At 61.4% G+C, this 21,506-nt stretch carries 15 protein-coding genes and 1 tRNA gene; 5 read left to right on the top strand and 11 right to left on the bottom strand.

Features of this window, described 5'->3' with window-relative positions; all coding sequences use genetic code 11:
- The first annotated feature begins 1 nt into the window (after position 1).
- The gene (locus ACTQV3_RS01215) at positions 2–892 is read left to right on the top strand and encodes an ROK family protein (protein WP_441535717.1); all 891 of its coding nucleotides are present in this window, start codon (positions 2–4) and stop codon (positions 890–892) included.
- A 113-nt stretch (positions 893–1,005) separates the two neighbouring features.
- Here ACTQV3_RS01215 and ACTQV3_RS01210 read toward each other — a convergent pair whose 3' ends face one another.
- The 4 genes from ACTQV3_RS01210 to argS all read right to left on the bottom strand — a co-directional run bounded on the left by ACTQV3_RS01210 (position 1,006) and on the right by argS (position 8,437).
- On the bottom strand, positions 1,006–1,455 hold the full coding sequence (locus ACTQV3_RS01210) for a VanZ family protein (protein ID WP_427794116.1): 450 nt from the start codon (positions 1,453–1,455) through the stop codon (positions 1,006–1,008).
- 6 nt (positions 1,456–1,461) lie between these two features.
- The gene (locus tag ACTQV3_RS01205) at positions 1,462–2,910 is read right to left on the bottom strand and encodes a hypothetical protein (protein ID WP_441535716.1); all 1,449 of its coding nucleotides are present in this window, start codon (positions 2,908–2,910) and stop codon (positions 1,462–1,464) included.
- A gap of 313 nt (positions 2,911–3,223) precedes the next feature.
- Positions 3,224–5,602 (bottom strand): transcription termination factor Rho, encoded by a 2,379-nt coding sequence (gene rho / locus ACTQV3_RS01200; protein ID WP_441535715.1) that lies wholly within the window; start codon positions 5,600–5,602, stop codon positions 3,224–3,226.
- A 981-nt stretch (positions 5,603–6,583) separates the two neighbouring features.
- Positions 6,584–8,437: an arginine--tRNA ligase gene (gene argS, locus ACTQV3_RS01195; protein WP_441014784.1), complete on the bottom strand. Its 1,854-nt coding sequence runs from the start codon at positions 8,435–8,437 to the stop codon at positions 6,584–6,586.
- Between the two features lie 342 nt (positions 8,438–8,779).
- Between argS and ACTQV3_RS01190 the strand changes: the two genes are divergently transcribed.
- The gene (locus tag ACTQV3_RS01190; RefSeq protein WP_154518254.1) at positions 8,780–9,265 is read left to right on the top strand and encodes a CarD family transcriptional regulator; all 486 of its coding nucleotides are present in this window, start codon (positions 8,780–8,782) and stop codon (positions 9,263–9,265) included.
- Positions 9,266–10,149: 884 nt separating this feature from the next.
- Here ACTQV3_RS01190 and ACTQV3_RS01185 read toward each other — a convergent pair.
- Positions 10,150–10,749, bottom strand: coding sequence for an HD domain-containing protein (locus tag ACTQV3_RS01185; protein ID WP_427727938.1), 600 nt, complete (start codon positions 10,747–10,749; stop codon positions 10,150–10,152).
- Between the two features lie 171 nt (positions 10,750–10,920).
- The gene (locus ACTQV3_RS01180; protein ID WP_441535714.1) at positions 10,921–12,207 is read right to left on the bottom strand and encodes a glutamate-5-semialdehyde dehydrogenase; all 1,287 of its coding nucleotides are present in this window, start codon (positions 12,205–12,207) and stop codon (positions 10,921–10,923) included.
- A 113-nt stretch (positions 12,208–12,320) separates the two neighbouring features.
- Between ACTQV3_RS01180 and ACTQV3_RS01175 the strand changes: the two genes are divergently transcribed.
- Positions 12,321–13,739, top strand: coding sequence for an alpha/beta fold hydrolase (locus ACTQV3_RS01175; protein ID WP_441549792.1), 1,419 nt, complete (start codon positions 12,321–12,323; stop codon positions 13,737–13,739).
- A 100-nt stretch (positions 13,740–13,839) separates the two neighbouring features.
- Here ACTQV3_RS01175 and proB read toward each other — a convergent pair whose 3' ends face one another.
- The 5 genes from proB to ACTQV3_RS01150 all read right to left on the bottom strand — a co-directional run bounded on the left by proB (position 13,840) and on the right by ACTQV3_RS01150 (position 18,403).
- Positions 13,840–14,967: a glutamate 5-kinase gene (gene proB / locus ACTQV3_RS01170; RefSeq protein ID WP_441014792.1), complete on the bottom strand. Its 1,128-nt coding sequence runs from the start codon at positions 14,965–14,967 to the stop codon at positions 13,840–13,842.
- 79 nt (positions 14,968–15,046) lie between these two features.
- Positions 15,047–16,552, bottom strand: a complete 1,506-nt coding sequence (locus tag ACTQV3_RS01165; protein ID WP_441535712.1) for a nicotinate phosphoribosyltransferase — start codon at positions 16,550–16,552, stop codon at positions 15,047–15,049.
- Positions 16,553–16,636: 84 nt separating this feature from the next.
- Entirely contained in the window at positions 16,637–17,095 is a 459-nt protein-coding gene (locus ACTQV3_RS01160; protein ID WP_441535711.1) for a hypothetical protein, read from the bottom strand.
- A gap of 64 nt (positions 17,096–17,159) precedes the next feature.
- A tRNA-Ala gene (locus ACTQV3_RS01155) sits at positions 17,160–17,232 on the bottom strand.
- Between the two features lie 232 nt (positions 17,233–17,464).
- Entirely contained in the window at positions 17,465–18,403 is a 939-nt protein-coding gene (locus ACTQV3_RS01150; protein ID WP_441535710.1) for a radical SAM protein, read from the bottom strand.
- Positions 18,404–18,937: 534 nt separating this feature from the next.
- On the opposite strand from ACTQV3_RS01150, the gene ACTQV3_RS01145 reads away from it, so the two are divergent.
- Positions 18,938–20,137, top strand: coding sequence for an MraY family glycosyltransferase (locus ACTQV3_RS01145; protein ID WP_441535709.1), 1,200 nt, complete (start codon positions 18,938–18,940; stop codon positions 20,135–20,137).
- Between the two features lie 159 nt (positions 20,138–20,296).
- Positions 20,297–21,346, top strand: a complete 1,050-nt coding sequence (gene trpS / locus ACTQV3_RS01140) for a tryptophan--tRNA ligase (protein ID WP_441014802.1) — start codon at positions 20,297–20,299, stop codon at positions 21,344–21,346.
- The last annotated feature ends 160 nt before the right edge of the window (positions 21,347–21,506 follow it).

Here is a 21,506-nt window from a genome sequence, read left to right as displayed (position 1 = left end):
TATGGCAGAGCAGCAGCTTATCGGAGCGCTCGAGGCCGGCGGCACCAAGATGGTCTGTGCCACGGGCTATGCAGACGGTACGGTTCTGGAGCGTGAGCAGATCGCAACCACGACCCCGCAGGAGACCGTTGAGGCCGTCAACGCATGGTTTGCAAACAAGGGCATCGCCGCGCTGGGCATCGGCGCCTTTGGCCCCACCGCAGTCAACCCTGCCTCGCCCCTATACGGCAAGATCTTGGAGACGCCCAAGACGGCATGGCGCTACTTTGACCTGCTGGGCACCATCCAAAACGAGCTCAATATTCCCTGTGGCTACAACACCGACGTCAACGTCGCCTGCTTGGGCGAGGTCACCTTTGGCTGCGCCCAGGGCCTCACCGACGTGGTGTATCTGACCATCGGCACCGGTGTGGGCGCCGGCGTGCTCTCGGGCGGCCAGCTCGTTCATGGCATGATGCATCCCGAGGCAGGGCATATCCTGGTCACACGCGATCCGCGCGACACCATCGGCGAGCACAGCGGCTGTCCTTTCCACGACAACTGCCTCGAGGGCCTCATCGCAGGGCCCGGCATTAAAAAGCGCTGGGATGGCAAAAGCGCCGGAGACATGGCCGATGACCCGGAGGCCATGGACCTGCTCGCAGGCTACCTGGCACAGGCGCTCATGACCTACACGCTGTGCTATGCGCCGCAAAAGATCATCATCGGCGGCGGCGTGGCCGACCACACCCCCATCGTGCCGCTCGCCCGCAAAAAGTGCGCCGAGATGCTCAACGGCTATATCGTCACGCCCGAGGTCAACGACATCGATACCTACATTGTCAACAACAGCCTCGAGGGTAAGCAGGGCATCATGGGCTGTCTGGCCCTTGGCGCACAGGCGCTCCAGTAAAGGGTGCACCAACGACACACGGTATTGCCGGGCTCGTATAACGCGCAGACAACGCTATCGCGTCCTGCAGGGCCCCCAAACGCACAAGGCCGTCTAGGACCAAGCAAAACGTCCTAGGCGGCCTTTTTGGTGCATACAAGCGATCGGAGGAGATATCGGAGCACGACGCCGGTAGCCGCTCCGCAGCAGTCAATCATCACGTCGGTAATCATACCGGCGCGCCCCGGCACAAATAACTGAATCGTCTCGTCGATTGAGGGGACCAGCAACAGAAAAACCACCGTGGGAAGCAGTCTGTCAAAAGTGCGTCGACCCTCGATATCAAAGGCATGTGTCACCAAAACACCGAGCACCATATACTCGGTAAAGTGTGCGCACTTGCGGACGACAAAGTTGGTTACCCATTCATACGGCAGGCTCAAGCTATGCAAAAACCCGCGGACGTCCTCCATGATCGCCAGGCTCAGTGAGCCAGACCCCGTGCCGGGAACCAGTGAATTGCCCCAGATCAGCAACACCATGGCGCAGGCCGCAACCGCCCACTTACGATCGATCTTAATCATGCAGAACTAGGCCTCGGCACGAAGCGGCGTAAAACTGGCGGTACCGCCCTCGATAACACTCAAATAGGCACGGCCCGTACGCTTGGCGGTAGAGGACTGCAAGCGCTCGATCTCTTCCTCAAGGATCTGATTGACACGCTCATGGCGACGGTTTTCCATAACGCCGGCGGCGATAGCCTCGGCGCGCTCGATACCCTCGCGCGAGATACGCGCGGTATCCTCGGGAAACACGGAGCTGTGGCGGCCGACATAGACGGGAGCAACCGAGACAGGTGAGGCTGCAGGCGTGGGCATCGGCGCGGGGGCGGGCTCGGCGACCTCGGCCATGATCGCCATAGCGGCGGCCCACATGTTCTCGTGGCCCGAATAATCGGCCATGGGGATATCTTCCTCGAGGGAGGCATCGGGGAGACTGTCGGTATCCACGCGATTCTGGGCATCGATAGAGGCAGTGATGGCGGCGGGCTCGTCCAAATCGGTGAGATCCACACCCTTGGCATCGGAAATGATGGGCATGCTGGCGAGCTTGGCGTTGTACGGCACCGCCTCCGCGACCTGCATTTGGGCCGAAGCGCCCCAAAGCGAGCTTTCGGCAGCACGACGAGCGGCGATGGTCTCCTCGTCGACAACCAGGGGCTCATCGGCAAAGGGGTCGGCAATAGGAGCCGGCTGAGCTGCGCCCTGCTGGCCGGTCGAAGCGGCCGCCGCGGCAGAGGTGTACGCAGCCGACGAAGCACCGTTATAGGCGGCATTGTTGGCGGCATTGGCCACAAGCGCCACGAAAGCTGCAGTGCTGCCCGCAGGGGCGGCATGAGAGCCCGAGACGGCACGTGCGGCAGCAGCGATGTCGTCGCGGTTATAGGAGCCAGTCTTTTCACCGTTTGTGAGCTCGTCAATTGCGACCTGATAGACATCGCGCGAGCGAGCGGGATCGCAGCTAACCGGCGAATCGTCGTCGAGCATGCTATCGATCATAGCCCAGGCATCGGCCTCGTCCATGGCGTTGGCGGCACGGGCGATGGTCGGAACGCCATCATCGGCATGACGGCGCTGAAACGCGCCGGTCAGACCGGAAAGAAGCGAAGAGGATTGACCCTGCTCGTCCAAAGTGACAGGCGCAGCAGCCCGGGGAGCGGCCTCCTCCTGCTGAGCGGGAATCGAGGCGGTCTTGAACTCGTTGTAGGTCCGACTAAACTGAGCGGCGCCGCCCACGGCATCGGGCTCAAACAGGCGGCCATCGTGCTCCGCACGATACTCAGAGATACCCAGCGAGGCGGCATAGATACCCACGCCGGCCACTGCGCCCACGGCAAAGGGAACAGCACCCGCGACAACCGTCTCGTTGATTGACGAAAACGGCAGTGTAGCGGCATACACGACCACGGGTGCGGCAAGGCCGATCCCGCAGGAAAGTCCGGCAAGGACTGCTCGTTGTGTTGCATCAGAAGAAGCCATGAGCTCTCCCCATCTTCCAGCACCCAAATCGCGTCATTCAGTTGGCTGCGCGAGAGAAGATGAAGCGGGGCCTGAGCCCCAAAGCAACGGTATAAGGTTCGTTTCATCTGCGTTTTCCGTCGCGAAGCTTAACTGCTATTATGCGAAACCCCCTTGGGGATTGCAAGCGACGAAGCGGAATTGAAACGGGAAAATCGCTGCTTGCCGGTCGTGAGGTCAATAATCGTTGGCGAGCGGCTATACGAAAAGGGCCAGGATCTAAACCCCGGCCCTTCTGGCATGTCTATGGTTGCTGTCGCGTGCAGCGGACGGGCTAGAACATCTGCTCGTAATCGCTGTGCTTTTTAGCCGAACGCACCAGGAACTCCTGGTTGGTATTGGTGCCCTTGAGGCCCTTGATAAACGACGCTGCCGCGCGCTCGGTGTTGTTCATGCCGGCGAGGATGCGGCGCAGGCCAAAGACAAACGGGCGCATCTGCTCGTCGACCAGCAGGTCTTCGTTGCGCGTGCCCGAGGCAACGGGGTCGATGGCCGGGAAGATGCGGCGGTCGGCCAGATCGCGATCGAGCTTGAGCTCCATGTTGCCGGTGCCCTTGAACTCCTCAAAGATGACCTCGTCCATCTTGGAGCCGGTATCGATAAGGGCGGAAGCAAGGATGGTGAGTGAGCCGCCGTTTTCGATATTGCGGGCAGCACCCAGGAAGCGTTTAGGCGGATACAGGGCCGCCGAATCGACGCCGCCCGAAAGGATGCGGCCCGAGGCGGGCGCCGCCAGGTTGTACGCACGGGCAAGGCGCGTGATGGAGTCGAGCACCACCACGACGTCGCCGCCCAACTCCACGATGCGCTTGGCGCGCTCGATGACGAGCTCGGCCACGCGGGTATGGTTGTCGGCGGGCATATCGAAGGTGGAGGCCACGACCTCGCCCTCAATGGAGCGCTGCATATCGGTGACCTCTTCGGGGCGCTCGTCGACGAGCAGGCAGATGAGGTGCACCTCGGGATTGTTGATCGAGATAGACTGGCAAATCTTCTTGAGAATCGTGGTCTTACCGGCCTTGGGCGGTGACACGATCAGGCCACGCTGGCCCTTGCCGATCGGCGACACGATATCGATGGCGCGACCGGTAATGGAATCCTTGCCATGCTCCATGCGCAGCGGCTCATTGGGGTAGACCGGCGTGAGATCGCCAAACTTGGGGCGATTGCGAATCTGCTCGGGGTCCATACCGTTGACGGTCGTAATTTTGGCGAGACCGGCACGCTTGTCGCCGCCGCGCGAGGGACGAAGCGAACCCTCGATCACGTCGCCCGTGCGCAGACGCGCGGAGCGGATGAGGTAGGCGGGCACGAAGGCGTCGTCATTGGACTTCATGTAGCCGTGGGCATGGATGATGCCGGAGCTGTCCGGGCGAATCTGCAGGATGCCCTTAATATCGCGGAAGCCCTCGGCCTTCGCGGCTGTGGTGTAGATCTCTTCGACGAGCTCGGCCTTCTTCTTGCCGGTCGTCTCGATCTCGAACTCCTTGGCCTTCTCGCGAAGCTCGGCGACCTTCATGGCCGCGAGCTCCTCGCGCGAAAGCGTGGGCTCAGTCGGAGCAGCATTGCGCTCCTTATTGCGCTGTTTGCGGTCGCGCTGACGGCTGCGGCGGTCGTTGTTACGATCATCCTTGCGCTCGCTGCGCTCATCGTTGCGCTTGTGCTGACGACGGTTGGGGCGGGAACCCTCTTCGGCCTCAGCGCTCTCGACGGCAGGCATCGTGGGCGCATCGGCGGTCGCCGGGGTCTCGCCGTCCGACTTAGCGTCGGACTCGGGCTGTTGCTCAGCATCCCCCTGCTGTTCGGCAGACTTGGTCTTGGAAGATTTCTTGCGCGTGCGCTTGGGCTTCTCGCCTGCCGACCGATCGGCGCCCTCCGTCTCGGGAGTCGTGTCGACACTCACCTCGGTAGACTCAGCTACCGCAGATTCGGCGCCGGACTTCGCCTCTGCCTTAGCTGGGCGTTTGGCTGCGGTGTGACGGCTGCGCCCGGGACGAACGTCGGCAGACTCGGCAGCGGCAGAAACAGCGACCTCAGGAACATCAGCACCCTCGGCCGAAACCACGACAGCCGCTGTAGGCTCGACGAACGCCGGGGCATCTTGGACAGAAGCCGCGGCAGCGGCCGCCTTCTCCGCCTCGACAAATGCCTTGGGCTTGCGGCCGCGGCGATGCGGGCGCAAAGCAGGATCGACGACAAATGCACCGCCGGCCTCGGCAGGCACGACAGACTCAGCAGAGGAAGCGTCCCCCTCCGCCGCAGAGCGAACCGAGGTCTCGGCGGCATCGGACGAAGCCTGCTCGGCAGCCTGCTGGACCTTGGCCGCCGTGCGACGGCGCGTGCGCGGAGCCGGCTTTTCTGCTACCTGCTCGGGAGCCGGAGCCGAAGGCGCTTCGGGGGCGGTCGAAGCCGCGAGTTCGGTCAGAGCCGCGGCATCGCGCTCGGCGGCACGACGGCGAGCACGAACAACCTGGGCTTCGCTGATCTGTGCAAGCGCGCGGGCCTGCGCGACCTCATCTGAAAGCGGCGCCGAAACCTCGGCGGAAACCGGACGCTTGGCACGCGTCGTGCGCGTGGTGCGGCGTTTGGGCTTTGCAGCCTCATCGCCATCCGCAGCGGGCTTGGCCACACGACGCGTGCGCTTGGGCTTCACAGGCGCAGCCTCCTCCCCGGTAGCAGGCGCGGCGGGAACAGGGTTCTCACTCAAAGCCGAGGCAGCGTTCTGGTGTGTCTCGGGGACCGACGCCTGCGACGGTACGGGTTTCGCGATCTGGTCCAACGCAACCGGTGCAGTGGGAGTGGTTTGTGCCGTGCTTATTTCATTTTCTTGCTGTTGATCAGACACAGTGTTTGCTCAACTTTCTTTTAAAGCCCTGTGATCACATGCTCCCTGCATAAACCTTCAGGGCGGCTAAACAGTCTAGCTCCGTTCAAAACACAACGGGCATCATTGATCTGTATCGAGATGATTGCGTCAAATACGCAGCGTTAGTGTAACACAACCGCCACCACCTGCAACTTAGTCATTGGACGTTCTTATACAACTGGTCAAAAGGGACACTCTCCCTCAAAAGCGCTTCCTCTGTCGCACCAGAGGAGTGAAGCCGTGGCATCCGGAATAGCCGCGCCACGAAACGCGCCTATCTACTACGTTTGACCCGCGACCCCTGACCACCCCCTCGATCTTCCTAAAATCGCAAGCCCGATACCTGCGGTTTTAATATCGTACTTTTCGGCATGGTTCGGGGTATGCGACTAAACGTAGTAGATAAGCCCGATTCGTGGCGGACGGTTTCGCACCGCTCTCCCACCGGACAAAAATGATCCGTTTTCCTCCGTCCCCAAGGGGTCGTTTTCAAAACGATCGCGGATTACGGTGCAAGAACGGCGTAAGCCAACCATACCCTGCATTTTTAATATTCGGCAAGCCGTCTACCTGCGATTTTATTTTCGCTGCTGTTGCTATGGTCGCCAGGCAGCGATTCAGCCCCGTAAACCGGTATAGTTGCGTTTTTGTAGCATTTTTCAACACGCCAAAAAGCCCCGCCAAACGCAAAAAGCCCGACCTCCGCATGGGAGATCGGGCTTATAGGGCTCAGCAAAGCCAAACCTACACGGTCAAACGACCCGTAGATTACATCTGCTCGGGTGCAGAAACGCCAACGAGGGTGAGCACCAGGGCGAGCGTCACGCGGACGGCGTCACAAGCGGCCAGACGGGCGCGCGAAAGCTCGGGGTCGACGGGACGGCCCTCGCTCGGAAGCACCTGGCAGGCAGCGTAGAAGCTGTGGAAGTCGCCGGCGAGCTCCTCGGCAAAGTGCGTCAGACGGAACGGGGCGCGGTCGCGAGCGCAGCTGGCGATGAGGTCGGCGAGCTCGTTGAGCTTACGCGAAAGGGCAAGCTCGGTGGGGTCGGTCAGCAGCGAGTAGTCGACGTTCTCGCCGATGGCCTTGGCGGCGACGGCCTTCATGCCCATCTCGTCAGCCTGCTCGGGCGTAACGTCAGCGGCACGGCGCAGAATGGAGCACACACGAGCGTGAGCGTACTGCACGTAGTAGACCGGATTGGAGTTATCGCGCTTCTTAACGGCCTCGATATCGAAGTCGACCATCTGGTTGGAGCTCTTGGAGATGAGCGTGTAACGGGCGGCGTCGGAACCGACCTCGTCGACGAGCTCCTGCAGGGTCACCATGGTGCCCTTGCGCTTGGACATACGGACGGGCTTGCCGTTGCGCAGCAGGTTGACGAGCTGGCCCAGCAGAACCTCGAACTTGCCGGGATAGCCAAGAGCGTCGCAGACGCAGCGGACGCGGTCGATGTAGCCATGGTGGTCGGCGCCCCAGATGTCGATGACGTGGTCGACGCGCTGGAACTTGTCCCAGTGATAGGCAACGTCGGAGGCGAAGTAGGTGTACTCGCCGTCGGACTTGATCAGAACGCGGTCCTTGTCGTCACCCAGGTCGGTGGAGCGGAACCACAGAGCGCCGTCCTTGGTGTAGAGGTAGCCCATCTTGTCGAGCTTCTCGAAAGCGCGGTCGACAGCGGAGGTGCCAGCGGTCTCGCCCTCGGTGTCCTTCACATACAGTGAGCGCTCGGAGAACCAACGATCGAAGTCGCAGTTGACGGCGTGGCAGAGGTTACGCATGTTGTCGACCATCTTTACGTAGCCGCGCTCGCGGAAGCTCTCCATGCGCTCCTGCGGATCGGCGTCGACCCACTTGTCACCGTCGGTGCGCCAGAACTCGGCGGCCTCGTCGATGATGTAGTCGCCGCCGTAGGAGTCCTTGCCCAGAGTCTCGGCAAAGTTGTCCTGATACGGATGGGTCTCGGGATGCTCGTCGTTCTCGTCGGCAACAAAGGCATCGCGGTCGGCAATCAGCAGCTTGTGAGCCTCGTCGATATCCACGCCCTGCTTGGCGATGATGTCGGCAAGCTGCATATAGCGCGTGCTGATGGAGTTGCCGAAGGTGTTCATCTGAGAGCCGTGGTCGTTGATATAGAACTCACGCTGGATATCGTAACCGGCATGGTCCATAACGCGGCAGAGGGAGTCGCCCAGAGCGGCCCAACGGCCATGGCCAATATGCATGGGGCCGACGGGGTTGGCGGAGACGAACTCGACCTGGGTCTTCAGGCCGCCGCCGACGTTGGACTTAGCGAAGTCCATACCCTTCTCGCGAGCCTCGCCGAAGATGGCGTTCTTGACGGCGACGGAGAGGTAGAAGTTGATGAAGCCAGGGCCGGCGATCTCGACCTTCTCGATCGCGGGATCCTCGGGCATATGGGCAACGACGGCCTCGGCGATCTTGCGCGGGGCGCAGTGAGCCAGCTTGGCGGACTTCAGGGCCATGGTGGAGGTCCACTCGCCATGAGAAGTGTCAGCCGGTCGCTCGATAGCGCAATCGTCAAGTTCAAATGCGGAAAGGTCGCCGGCCTCCTGGGCCGCAGCAAGCGCAGCGCGTACCAGCTCTTCAATCTTCTCGGGCATAGATCCTCCTTGTGTTAAAGCCCCCGAGCTCTTGGTCACTCGTAGGGCAAAAGCCAGAGTTTGCAGCACTCTATCACAAGCGGTAACTACTGTCGCAGGGTAAAGTCAATCGATATTGCATATGCACAAAATTGACCACAGTTGTCGCAAGGCCATTCAAAGATGGCGGTCTGCCTGCTGGTTGTGCACCCGCCGAAAATGCATAAACATCTGCATGGGCAGCTCAGAATATCGAATACTCTTACCTATCGGATTTGTGTGCTTTTCCTGCATAAAGTAAGGGTTTGCGCACGTCAGCGTGGTATTCTAGACATACGTAAATTCGTATAAGTTGGAGGTAGCATGTTCTCAATCGGTCAACACGTCATTCATCCGGGTCAGGGAGTCTGCACCGTCGTCGGTTTTAGGGAAGACACACCGCAGCCCATGCTGTTGCTCGAGACCAAGCAGGGACATGCGCAGACGATCCTCATGTACCCCGTGGCGCAGGCCGACCGTCTGCATGCCGCCATCTCCCAGCAAGATGCCGAGCACCTACTGAGCCATTACGACGAGCTGGAATGCGACACCTTTACCGAGCGCAACAGCTCGCTCGAGGAGACGCACTTTAAGCAGCAGCTCAAGCTGGGTGCGCCCGAGACGGTCCGCGTGGCAAAAACAATGATGCACCGTATTCGCCAGGCCGAGGAAGCAGATAAAAAACCCAGCTCTTACTACATGCGCGTACTCAAGGAAGCCAAGCGCCGCTCCATCGAGGAGATTGCCGTGGCCCTGGGCGTCACCGAGGAAGACGCCGAAGCCCGCCTAGCCCAAGCCGCCCTCAACTAACCTGCCAAAAAGGGACAGGTTTATTTTGGCAGGTTTTATCTGGGGAAACGTCAACAAACAATTGGTAAATGGTCGGGTGCTCCGTTTTGTTTGTAAGCCCCGGCCATTTTTCTATCGCCGCGAAAATGCGTGAAGCCCATTTGTGATGACATCACGCGAGGGCCGTCCAGATCGACGCAACCAACGCCCGTATCCGCAACAAGCGCACACGTCTTGCTCAATTACCATTAAAAAGCATCAATTTGAAAACGCAATAACATTTCGGCAGGTAGCAGCTATAGTCGGTAAACTGAATCTCGACAACCGAGGCCTCCGAATGAGGTATCTTCAGCCCATCCAAGCTAAAGGAGGGGCCATGCCGAGAAAACCTCGTTCAAAGTCACCAACCGGTTATTTCCACGTCACGTTGCGTGGAAACGGAGGGCAATTGCTGTTTGACGATGCCGAGGACCGAATCGCCATGCTTCAGATCCTCGATGCAATCCTCCCCAAACACAATATCGAGCTTATCGCTTGGTGCCTTATGGGAAACCATATTCATTTGGCACAGCAATCGTGCAGAGTGTCGCAGGATGCGCTCCGACGGAACTCAAATCCGTCTCCAAGCCACTTCGCAATGAGGCGATTCTCGCGCTTCGAAAACAGGGGCTAACCGTTAAGCAGGTTCAGCTGTTGACCGGACTCGGAACATGGATTATCAAGAACGCGTCCTAACGTCGCGTTTGCCGAGTTACGGATACGGCGAAGCGCAGGTGCCTACCGCGAGGCGCCGCCATTCGCAAGCGCCACCATGTTAAACAGAAAACGCTTCCGCTGAATTACGTCCAACGGAAGCGTCTTCCCAGATAAAACCTACCAAAATAAACCTGTCCCTTTTTGGCAGGTTAGGCCTGGAAGGTGTCGCGGTCGGGCGCGAAGGACTGCATGGCCGCGATGGTACGGTCGAAGAGCTCGGGGAGCTCCCAGCCCAGCATCTCGGCGCCCTGCGTAATCACGTCGCGCGAGCAGCCGGCGGCAAAGCGCTTGTCCTTGAACTTCTTCTTGAGCGACTTGGTCGTAAAGTCCATGACGCTCTTGCTCGGACGCATGATCACGGCAGCCCCAATCAGGCCGGTAAGTTCGTCGCAGGCAAACAGGATCTTTTCCATCTGCAGCTCGGGCTTGGGCAGCGAGGCATTGAAGTCCGAGGTATGCGTCTGGATGGCGCGGATGAGCTCGGGCGATGCACCCTCGCCCTCGAGGATCTCGGCCGCATAGATGGTGTGGTTCACGGGGTCGTCCTCATGCTCCTCCCAATCCAGGTCGTGCAGCAGTCCGACGATGCCCCAAAACTCCTCGTTCTCGGGGTCGAACTCGCGCGCAAAGTAGCGCATGGTGCCCTCGACCGTTTCGCCGTGGGTGATGTGGAACGGGTCCTTGTTGTGCTCGTTGAGCAATTCGAACGCACGGTCGCGGGTGATTCCGGCGGAAAGCGTCTGGGACATGGCAATACCTCCAGGTGAGTCGGTGCTAGGACACGGTGTCACTATCGTATATCGCCGCGGCTCAAGCCGAAAGGCAGAAAAGGCATACGGAGAAAAAAGCCGGGCGAACGCGTCGCCCGGCAAAACCGCAGATAAAACCTGCCAAAATAAACCTGTCCCTTTTTGGTAGGTTTAGGGGCGGACCTGGCCGGTGCCGCGGAGCTTGTATTTGTAGGTGGTGAGGGCCTCGGCGGCAAAGGGGCCGCGGGCGTGGAGCTTTTGGGTCGAGATGCCGATCTCGGCGCCCAGGCCAAACTCGCCGCCGTCGGTAAAGCGCGTGCTGGCGTTGGCATACACGGCCGAGGCATCGATCTCATCCAAAAAGCGCTCGCAGGCGTCCGCGTCCTCGGCGATGATGGCCTCGGAATGCATGGTGCCATAGCGGTTGATGTGCGCGATGGCCTCGTCCTCGTTCGCCACGACCTTCACGCTCATCTCGAGCGCCAGGTACTCGCGGCCCCAGTCCTCCTCGGTCGCGGCCACGTAGTCGTCGCCCTCGGCAAGACCGGCATCGACGCATGCGGCACACATGGCTTCGTCGCCGTGAATCAGTACACCGTGGTCGTGCAGCACGGCCACGACCGCCGGCAAAAACGAATCTGCCACGGCGCGGTCCACAAGCAGCGACTCGGCGGCGTTGCACACGCCCACGCGCTGGGTCTTAGCATTGACGATAATGTTGAGCGCTTTATCAAAGTCGGCGGATTCATGCACGTAGATGTGGCAGTTTCCCGTGCCCGTCTCGATAACCGGCACAAGCGACTCGCGCACGCAGCGCTGGATCAGGCCCGCACCGCCACGCGGAATAAGCACGTCGACGATGCCGCGAAGCTTCATGAGCTCGCCGGTGGCCTCGCGATCGGTGGACTCGATCATCGAGATAGCCTCGCGCGGGAAACCCTTGGCCTCGAGCGCATCGGCCAGCAGTTCGGCAATCATGGCGCACGAGTGATAGGCCAGCGAACCGCCGCGCAGAATACAGGCGTTGCCGGTGCGGATGCAGATGCCCGCGGCATCGGCCGTCACGTTGGGACGCGCCTCATACACCATGGCGACCAGGCCCAGCGGCACGCTCACGCGGGTAAGGTCCACACCACTTGCAAGTACGCGGTGGTCGAGCACGCGGCCGACGGGATCGGGCAGCTCAGCGAGCTTCTCCAGGCCGGCGGCCATGCCCTCGACGCGCTCGGGCGTCAGCAGCAGACGGTCGAGGAGCCCCGCCGAGGTCCCCGCATCGCGCGCAGCGGACATATCGAGCTCGTTGGCGGCGACGATGGAATCGACGCCATCGCGCAGCGCCGCGGCCATGGCGCGCACGGCCTCCTGGCGTTGCTCGTCGCTCGCCGTGGCGAGCGAGGCCGACGCTGCCTTGGCGGCAACGGCAAGATCGTGGACATACGTGGCTATATCGACCGACATGGACGGCCCTTTCTCTTAGAAGTTTGCCAACCATGGTAGCCGATTTGTGCATGCCCTCGCGCATGGCGGTAGAATTGGTCAACCCGAAACACCACAACGAACGGAAGTACCGCATGGCCCTCATCACTTCGTACCACGTCCCCGGCCTCTATGTCGAGGACCACAGCATCGACGTCCCCTTGGATTGGCGCGGCCTGGAGCCGATGCTTTTGGCCGTCGGCAGCACCATGCGCCGCGGCGCCATGCCGGCGCCCATCGCCGGCGCACCCGAGAGCATCAAGCTTTTCTACCGCGTGGTTTGCGCTCCCGACCGTATCAACGACGACCTGCCACTCCTCCTCTTTTTGCAGGGCGGCCCCGGCGGTGAGAGCCCGCGTCCGCTGTCGCCCACAAGCGACGGCTGGATCGAGGAGGCCGTCAAGCACTTCCGCGTCGTCCTGCCCGACCAGCGCGGTACCGGGCGCAGCAGCTGTGTAGACGGGCGCACGATTGCCGCACTGGGCGAGCGCGCCGAGGCGGCAGGCTCCGATGCGGCCCGCTCGCAGGCGGATTTTCTCAAGCGCCACCTCGCCAGCTCCATCGTGCGCGACTTTGAGTACCTGCGCCTGGTGGGCTTTGGCGGCAAGCCCTGGGTCACACTCGGCCAGAGTTACGGTGGCTTTTTGACGTTGAGCTATCTGTCGCTCTTCCCCGAGGGCGTGGCGGCGAGCTTTACCTGCGGCGGCATTCCGCACGTACCGGCGAGTGCCAGCGAGGTCTACGCGCACACCTTCCCGCGTATGGCGGCCAAGACTCAGCAGTATTACGACCGCTACCCCACCGACGTCGAGCGCGTGGCGGCCCTGGCAGATGCCCTCGAGGAACAAAAGCCCGCGCTGCCCGACGGCTCGCCGATGACGGTCGAGCGCCTGCAGCTCATGGGCAGCGACTTTGGCATGAAGCCGAGCTTTGAGCGCATGCACTGGATTATCGACCACGCGTTTGTTAATGGCGACGGTACGCTGAGCTGCGGCTCCTCGGTATCAGACAGCTTTTTGATGCGCGCCTTCGAGCGCACCAACACGCGCACGAATCCGCTGTACTGGACGCTGCAGGAATTCATCTACGCCGATGGCGACACGATGCCCATTGGCTGGGCAGCCGCCGAGGAAAAGGCCCATCGTGCCGAGTTCGACACCCTCGCGCGCCCACTCATGTTTACCGGCGAGGCTATGTTCCCGTGGATGTTTGAGCAGATGCCCGAGCTCAAGCCCTTCAAGCCCGCCATGGACCTGCTGATGGAAGACACCAGCTGGGACAAGATCTACGACCCGCAGCGCCTGGCCTGCAACGAGGTGCCGCTCCAAGCCGCGGTGTATTTCGACGACATGTACGTGGATTCGGGCCTGCAGCTCGACACGCTCAGCCGCGTGGGCAACTCACATGCCTGGGTGACCAACGAGTTCGAGCACGACGGCCTGCACGGCAGCGTGGTGTTCAAGCGCCTCTTCGACGAGGCCCTCAACCGCGGAGACCTGCGCCGAATCTTCTAGCAAAGGAGTGTCCCCCATCAGCCGGCACAATAGGAACGTCCCCAAGTGCCGGCACGAGAAAGACAGCGCTGCGGGAAACGATCCGCAGCGCTGTCTTTCTTTATGCAAAGACAATCAAGTTGTCTCGGTGGATCGCGGGCTTCTCGGCCAAGTCTGCCAGCAAGCGGTTGCCGGCAATCTGGTCCTGGCGGCGTCCGGCTGCAAGCTCCAGCACGTCCGAATCGGCCTCGGCGATACCGCGGGCGACAACCATGCCGCTCGGGTCGCACACGTCGAGCACATCGCCCTCGGCAAACGTGCCGTCGACCTCGCGAATACCCACTGCAAGCAGGGAAGAACCGCGGCTGACCAGCGCTTTCGCGGCGCCGTCATCGACCGTCACCGAGCCATGCGCCTTGTCGCCCAGTGCAATCCACAGCTTGCGGGGCGCAATGTCCAGGCGCTCCGCCGGCGGATCGAACAGCGTACCCACGCTCTCGCCGCGGGCAAGGCGCACGAGCGCATCGGGCTCCTCGCCCGAGCAAATCACGCTCTGAATGCCCGCCGTCATCAGGATGCGGCTCGCGCGGATCTTGGTAATCATGCCGCCTGTGCCAACCGATGTGGAAGAATCGCCCGCCGAGGCAATGATCTTGGCATCGATCCTATGCACGACTGGGACGAACTCGGCCGTGGGGTCCTCGTGCGGATTGGCGGTATAGAGGCCATCGATGTCCGAGAGCGTCACGCACAGGTCGGCAGAAACCAGGCAGCCCACAAGCGCCGCCAGCGTGTCGTTGTCGCCAAACTTGATCTCGTCGACGGTAACGGTGTCGTTCTCGTTGACGACCGGCACCACGCCCAGTTCCACCAGACGCAGCAGCGCGTCGCGCGCGTGCAGATAGGACGTGCGACGGGCCGTGTCGTGACGCGTGAGCAGCACGAGCGAGGTAAGCAGGTCGCGCGCATGGAACTCCTCGTCGTAGGCCGACGAGATGATGCACTGACCGGCCGAGGCGCAGGCCTGCAGGCTCGGCAGGTCACCGACCGGCTTGCGGTCAAAGCCCAGCACGGGATAGCCACAGGCAATGGCGCCCGAACTCACCACGACCAGACGCCAGCCGAGTTTGCGCAGGGCAGCAGCCTGATCGGCAAGCCCGCCGATAAAGGCGCGGTTGACCTTGCCATCGGCGCCCACCACCGTGGACGAACCGATCTTTACCACCATCGTTTTATAAGAAGTCGTCATACGTCAAACCAATCAACTGTTGAGGGTTCGGGCGAGCTGACGGCCGAGGGAACGTAATTCCACCCTACACCCAAGAAAATTAGCGAGCCCAGGGGAAGGCAGAAGCCGCGGCCATGTTCTTGCGCACGAGCTCGTCGCGCACCTGCGCCAGGCCCTGCTCCATGCCCACCACATAGGTCTGCGGGTACAGGAAGCGCTTGTAGACCGGATCCAGATGGTCCAGCGCCCAAGCGCAACGCTCGCGTGCGGCCTCGATGCTCTCGCGCGGGGCAACAGCGCTGCCGTCGCGCACGATCGGCGCCAGCAGCTCGCGATACTCAAGCTCGGACACGTCGGTCACCAGGGCGGCATCGTTCACGGCCACGAGGGTATTGCCGCGCGCGGCGCCCTCCCCCGCCAGATGGTCCTCGTCATAGATCATGTCGCAGACCGGGCCGCCAAAGCCGTCGTAATAGCGGCGCACGCGCTGCACGCCCGGAATCGTGCGCTTGTAGGGCTGCTCGGAGAGCTTGACCACCGGCGTCCACGGGTCCGTCTCGCTCGCACGGCGGGCGGAAAGCTTATACACGCCGCCCAGCGCCGGTTGGTCGTAGCAGGTCGCGAGCTTAGTGCCCACGCCAAAGCTATCGATGGGCGCGCCCTGGTCAAGCAGCGACTGAATCGTGTATTCATCCAGATCGTTGGAAACCGAGATCCCCACATAGGGCAGGCCCTCGGCATCGAAACGGCCGCGGACATACTTGGACAGCTTGGCGAGGTCGCCGGAATCGATGCGAATGGCCGCCAGACGCTCGCCCGCCGCCTCCATCTCCTTGGCAACCGTAATGGCATGCTCGCAGCCCTCGCGCACATCATAAGTGTCAATGAGCAGCGTGCAGTTCTTGGGGCTCGACTTGGCAAAGGCACGGAAGGCCTCGAGCTCGGAATCGAAGCTCATCACCCAGCTGTGCGCATGCGTGCCAAAGACGGGAATACCGTAGCGGCGACCGGCGAGCACATTGGACGTAGAGGAACAGCCGGCAACGTAGCTCGCGCGCGCGACGGCCAGACCGCCATCGGGACCCTGGGCGCGGCGAAGGCCAAACTCGGCCACGGGACGGCCGTCCGCCGCCAACACCACGCGCGCCGTCTTGGTGGCGACAAGCGTCTGGAAGCCGACAATGTTGAGCAGCGCCGTCTCGAGCAGCTGGCACTCAAGCGCAGGGCCGGTGACGCGCACCATGGGCTCGCGCGGAAAGACGAGCTCGCCCTCGGGGACGGCGTCGATATTTACATGCGCACGAAAACCGCGCAGGTAGTCGAGGAATTCGGGCTTAAACATCGCGCCGCCGGCCGGGGCCTGGAGCGAGGCGAGGTAGTCAATATCCTCGGGCGTAAAGCGCAGGTTCTCGACCAGCTCGGGCAGCTCGGCGGTGCCGCACATGACGGCATAGGCGCTGCCAAACGGATGGTCACGGTAAAACGCCGTAAAACAGCCCTGCTCATTGGCCTTGCCGCTCTCCCACAGGCCCTGGGCCATAGTGAGCTCGTACAGATCGGTGAGCATTGCAATGTCGGTGGGATGCGAGATGTCGGTCAAAGCCATGGGGCGACCTTTCGGATGCGTGGTGCAGAATTTAAGAGTTGGACGAGAGCAGAGCATGCGGACATGACGCCCGATGCAAATCGGTTAGAGCAGGCCCATGCTGGTCATGATCGTGTAGCCCATAAAGACGACAAACGCGACCAAGGCGAGCACGATGATGATCTTTTGAGCCGGGGCCATACCGGGGATCTCGCCCTCGGCCGTGGGCTCCTTGGAAGTGACCATGCGCTGGGCAAACGTCATCTCGTCACGGCTCGGCTTGGGCTCGGCGGGCTTGGGGCGGGCGGCTTTCTTAGGCTGAGGCTTGGGTGCAGCAGGCGCAGGCTTCGCAGCGGCGGGCTTGAGCACGGGCGCGGGCGCCGGCTCGGATGCGGCGCTCGCGGCAGCCTCCTCAGCCTTCGCATGCTCGGCACGCAATGCAGCCAGCTCCTCACGCTCGCGCCGGGCCTTTTCCTGGGCCTCGCGGCGGGCCTTCTCGGCGCGGAGCTCTTCCAACTCGGCGCGCTCCTCGTCGGACAATGGTTGGGAATCAAGCTCGGCCATGGTGCAGCCCTTTCTTTCAAAAAAAGCCGCCGACACAATGTCGACGGCTTATCAAATCCAAGGGTGGAGACGAAGGGAGTCGAACCCTCGGCCTCTGCCATGCGACGGCAGCGCTCTCCCAACTGAGCTACGTCCCCAGGACAAGTTGATATTTTACCTACGGCTCGCCAGCTGTCAACGCCCAATACCCAGTCTTTTTGGGACGGGGCTTTTTTGACTACTTTTCGGATGGTAGCTCGACCCCCACCGGGAGCAGTCTTTTTGGGACGGGGCTTTTTTAGCTACCCAGGCAGATAGCGAAAACGATTTGGACGATTAACGGCAGGGGCAGCTAAAATAGCCCCGTCCCAAAAAGACTGCTCAAAAGAGCTACTTTGCGCTGGTGAGGACGCCGGTGGTGTCGAAGGCTGGGGTAAAGCTCTCGTCTACCGCTCCGCCCTCTTGCCAGAACATCGTCGTAAAGCCCAGGTCGTCGGCATGGTCGAGCACCCGCTCGTACTCCTCGCGCGTCACGGCTCGCGCCAAGTCGCCGCCCTGCTCGCGCATGAGCGCATTGGGCGTGTACTGGTTCATGACCGAGATCGGCACATCACCCACCGTCTGCCACACCAGGTCTAGCACGCGACACGAATCGTCCGCATGCCCCGGCAACACCAGGTGACGCACGATCATGCCGCGCTTCATGAGCCCGTCCTCGTCCACCAGCTCTCCCCCACGACGCTCAATCTCGCGCGCCATTTGCGCCAAACCCGACACGGCCACACGGGGGTAGTCCCGAATATGAGAGAGCGACTGCGCAAGCCCCGCATCGGCATATTTAAAGTCGGTTAGCCACACATCGACCAGATCGCCGAGCGCCGCCACGGCACTCGCGCGCTCATAACCGCTCGTGTTGTAGACGATTGGAACAACCAGCCCGCGCGCCCGTGCCGCGGCAATCGCAGCCGGCAGCAGGTGCGCGTAGTGCGTCGCCGTCACCAAGTTAATATTGTTTGCACCCTGGTCCTGCAGCTCCAACATAATCTCGACCAGGCGCTCAGGCGAAATTTCAAGCCCAAAATTGCCCGTCGAGATCTCGTGGTTCTGGCAATAGACGCATTTGAGCGAGCAGCCGCTAAAGAAAATCGTGCCCGAACCGGCCTCGCCCGAGATAGGCGGCTCCTCCCACATATGAAGCGCCGCGCGGGCCACCTTGAGCGTGTCGTTAGCACCGCATACGCCGCGCGCACCCTCATCGCGCGCCGCACCGCAACGGCGCGGACACAAATGGCAGGCAGGCGAAAAAAGTTCGGTCAACGACGTCGGCATAAAAACATGCTCCAAAACAACGATTCAGCAGCTCAAACGCAAAAGGACCAACCGCGCAGACGGCTCGAGCCCAAGGCGCCGTAATCGTCCGACACGATTTTTGTAATGTCAAGACTGGAATCGATAAAGTGCCGCTTTATGATATAGGTATTCCGCCCCCCGCGGAGCAACTGGGTGAACCGTCGCGTTTATTTAGGGAGCCCACACAGTCGTACGTAGTACAGGTATCCTTCGTTGTTAAGGACGCTGGAACGGTCGATGAGGGCACCCACCTGTTTTAGGTGGGTTCATTTTCGTAACGTGGGGGGTGGTTTTCTTTTGCCGTTTTTGCCAAAAATAGCCATCGCAGATCCCGTATGACACCCAACGGCACTCGGCAGAACCCCCGCCAACATCCCAATATCTGGTAAGCACGTGATTATCGATTGGCGCGATTCCCCGCACCCCCTTTGGTCGAGTATCATGGGTCAGCTATACCCTTTGCGGCATGGCATCCTTTGACCTTTTCCTTCGACGCTTGGCGGTTTTTGATACATGGCTTCATCCACGAGCTACATACCGTTCCTTTGCGTGGCAGCCGCGGCATATATCACGACCTTCCTCACGGTGCCCCTGGTTAAACGTCTGGCAATCAAGCTCGACGCCGTTGACTATCCTTCAAAACGCCGTATCAACACCAAGCCCATCCCGCGCTTGGGAGGTACGGCGGTCTTTTTGGGCCTGGTCGTTGCCTGCATCGTTCAGATTATGGGCACCTGGCATCTGGGCTGGCCGCCCGTCTTGGTCCCGCATCCGCGCCTGCACATTAGCTACCCCATGCTGGCGCTTTCTTTTACCGTCATTTTTGCGACCGGCGCGATCGACGACGTCTTCCAGCTTAAGCCCAAGCAAAAGCTCGCCGGCCAGGTCCTCGCCGCGCTCATCGCCTGCATCGGCGGCCTGCGCATCGGCGTCATCCTCAACCCGCTTGCCCCCGGCGAGATTATGCTCGGCTGGCTCGCCTACCCCATCACCGTGGTCTACCTGGTGGCGTTCACCAATATCATCAACCTCATCGACGGCCTTGACGGCCTGGCCACGGGCATCTGCGGCATCGCATCGTTCACGATGTTCTCGATGGCCGTTCTCTCGGGCCGCATCGATGCCGCCGCGCTCTCCATCGCGTTGTTTGGCGCCTGCCTGGCCTTCTTGCGCTACAACTTCAACCCCGCGAGCATCTTTCTGGGCGACTCGGGGTCGCTGCTGCTGGGCTTTGCGCTTGGCTCCATTTCGCTGCTTAATGTGAGCCGCACCGCCGCGCTCACCTCGCTTATCATTCCGCTCATCGTTGCCGGTGTACCCATCATCGACACGTTTAGCGCCATCGTGCGCCGCAAGCGCGCCCACATTAGCATTGGGCAGGCCGACAAAGGCCACATCCACCACCGCCTCATTCAAGAGGGCTATAACCAAAAGCAGGCTGTGCTGCTTATCTATGCCTGGTGTGTCCTGCTTTCGGCCGGTGCGGCCGCCATCAACCAGGTCGAAGTCCCCATGCGCGTGCTCATCTTTACCGTCCTTGGCATTGGCTCGGCAGCCTTCGCCAAGCACCTGCACCTGTTTGAGCCCGTGCTACGCCACCATTACAACAAGCGCACGCACGAAGACGAGCTGATAACCCCCGACGACCCCGCCTTTAAGCAGGAGGAGCAAGCGGCCGGGGAGCGTAAGGAAGAGCGCCACCACAGGCATTAAGGTTTGCTGCAGAAGGTCGCTCTGCTTGCTGTCGGCCACTCGTGACCGCGCCTCGACCGCCACGCACGTCTCGCCTTACCACCCCCTTGCCCACTTTCGCCCGCCCCTCTCAATAAACGCGTTATCATCTTGACCCATGAACATACGTTAGGAGCAATCATGCCAAACGAGAACAGCTACGAAGTCGCGCTGCAAAAGAGCAACGCCATTCGCGAGGGCCTGGCCAAGACGCCCGAGAAGTTCACCATGCTTTCCGGCGACCGCCCCACCGGCCGTCTGCACCTAGGCCACTACTTTGGCACCCTCAAGGGCCGCGTGGAGTTGCAGAATATGGGCGCCAAGACCAACGTGCTCATTGCCGACTACCAGGTCATCACCGACCGCGACACCACCGAGCACATCCAGGACAACGTGTATAACATGGTCATGGACTACCTTGCCTGCGGTATCGACCCCGACAAGACCATGATCTACACGCACTCCGCCGTGCCCGCCGCCAACCAGCTCATGCTGCCGTTCCTGTCGCTGGTCTCCGAGGCCGAGCTGGCGCGCAACCCCACCGTCAAGGCCGAGATGGAGGCCTCGGGCCACGAGCTCACCGGCCTTCTGCTCACCTATCCGGTACACCAGGCCTGCGACATCCTGTTCTGCAAGGGTAACGTTGTGCCCGTCGGTCGCGACCAGCTGCCGCACATCGAGCTCACCCGTACCATCGCCCGCCGCTTTAACAACCGCTACGGCAAGGTGTTCCCCGAGGTCGACGCGCTGCTGTCCGAGACCCCGCTGCTGCCCGGCCTGGACGGCCGCAAGATGAGCAAGAGCTACGGCAACGCCATCAATATCTCGATGACCGCCGAGGAGACGGCCAAGCGCATCAAGAAGAGCCAGACCGACTCCGAGCGCATGATTACGTTCGATCCCGAGAACCGCCCCGGCGTGTCCGGCCTGCTTTCGACCGCCGCCATCTGCACCGGCCGTTCCGAGGTCGAGATTGCCGAGGAGATTGGCATGGGCGGCTCTGGCCAACTCAAGAAGTACGTGACCGAGGCCGTCAACGGGTACTTCGCACCGATCCGCGAGCGTCGCCAGCGCTACGAGAACGACCTGGACTATGTGAAGGACGTCCTGCACGAGGGCAACCGTCGCGCCAACGAGATTGCCGAGCAGACGCTGGCAGAGGTTCGAGACGCCATGGGCATGGTGTACTAGTCGAGAGCAATAAACAACACTCAAACTAAACCGCCGCGATTGGCACAATCCTCGTTGCGGCGGTTTTGTTTTCTTCAGAGGTCGGTCGCCGAGATATTCAGCCGCTTGGCAGAACCCCTAAGTCGCAAGCACCTTGAGGCTATATCCTGTTAAGCAATGA

This window comes from Collinsella sp. LCP19S3_A7, assembly GCF_052121995.1.
Lineage (GTDB): Bacteria > Actinomycetota > Coriobacteriia > Coriobacteriales > Coriobacteriaceae > Collinsella.
The sequence above is the reverse complement of the archived record's forward strand: the minus strand, read 5'-3'. Positions and strand labels throughout refer to the sequence as shown.

Excerpts from the sequence above, each read along its gene's own strand:
- ACTQV3_RS01180 (WP_441535714.1), bottom strand. The coding sequence starts at position 12,207 with ATGTCGGTCGATATAGCCACGTATGTCCACGATCTTGCCGTTGCCGCC.
- ACTQV3_RS01210 (WP_427794116.1), bottom strand. The coding sequence starts at position 1,455 with ATGATTAAGATCGATCGTAAGTGGGCGGTTGCGGCCTGCGCCATGGTG.
- ACTQV3_RS01205 (WP_441535716.1), bottom strand. The coding sequence starts at position 2,910 with ATGGCTTCTTCTGATGCAACACAACGAGCAGTCCTTGCCGGACTTTCC.
- argS (WP_441014784.1), bottom strand. The coding sequence starts at position 8,437 with ATGCCCGAGAAGATTGAAGAGCTGGTACGCGCTGCGCTTGCTGCGGCC.
- proB (WP_441014792.1), bottom strand. The coding sequence starts at position 14,967 with ATGACGACTTCTTATAAAACGATGGTGGTAAAGATCGGTTCGTCCACG.
- ACTQV3_RS01160 (WP_441535711.1), bottom strand. The coding sequence starts at position 17,095 with ATGGCCGAGCTTGATTCCCAACCATTGTCCGACGAGGAGCGCGCCGAG.
- ACTQV3_RS01185 (WP_427727938.1), bottom strand. The coding sequence starts at position 10,749 with ATGTCCCAGACGCTTTCCGCCGGAATCACCCGCGACCGTGCGTTCGAA.
- ACTQV3_RS01175 (WP_441549792.1), top strand. The coding sequence starts at position 12,321 with ATGGCCCTCATCACTTCGTACCACGTCCCCGGCCTCTATGTCGAGGAC.
- ACTQV3_RS01165 (WP_441535712.1), bottom strand. The coding sequence starts at position 16,552 with ATGGCTTTGACCGACATCTCGCATCCCACCGACATTGCAATGCTCACC.
- ACTQV3_RS01190 (WP_154518254.1), top strand. The coding sequence starts at position 8,780 with ATGTTCTCAATCGGTCAACACGTCATTCATCCGGGTCAGGGAGTCTGC.
- trpS (WP_441014802.1), top strand. The coding sequence starts at position 20,297 with ATGCCAAACGAGAACAGCTACGAAGTCGCGCTGCAAAAGAGCAACGCC.
- ACTQV3_RS01145 (WP_441535709.1), top strand. The coding sequence starts at position 18,938 with ATGGCTTCATCCACGAGCTACATACCGTTCCTTTGCGTGGCAGCCGCG.
- ACTQV3_RS01150 (WP_441535710.1), bottom strand. The coding sequence starts at position 18,403 with ATGCCGACGTCGTTGACCGAACTTTTTTCGCCTGCCTGCCATTTGTGT.
- ACTQV3_RS01215 (WP_441535717.1), top strand. The coding sequence starts at position 2 with ATGGCAGAGCAGCAGCTTATCGGAGCGCTCGAGGCCGGCGGCACCAAG.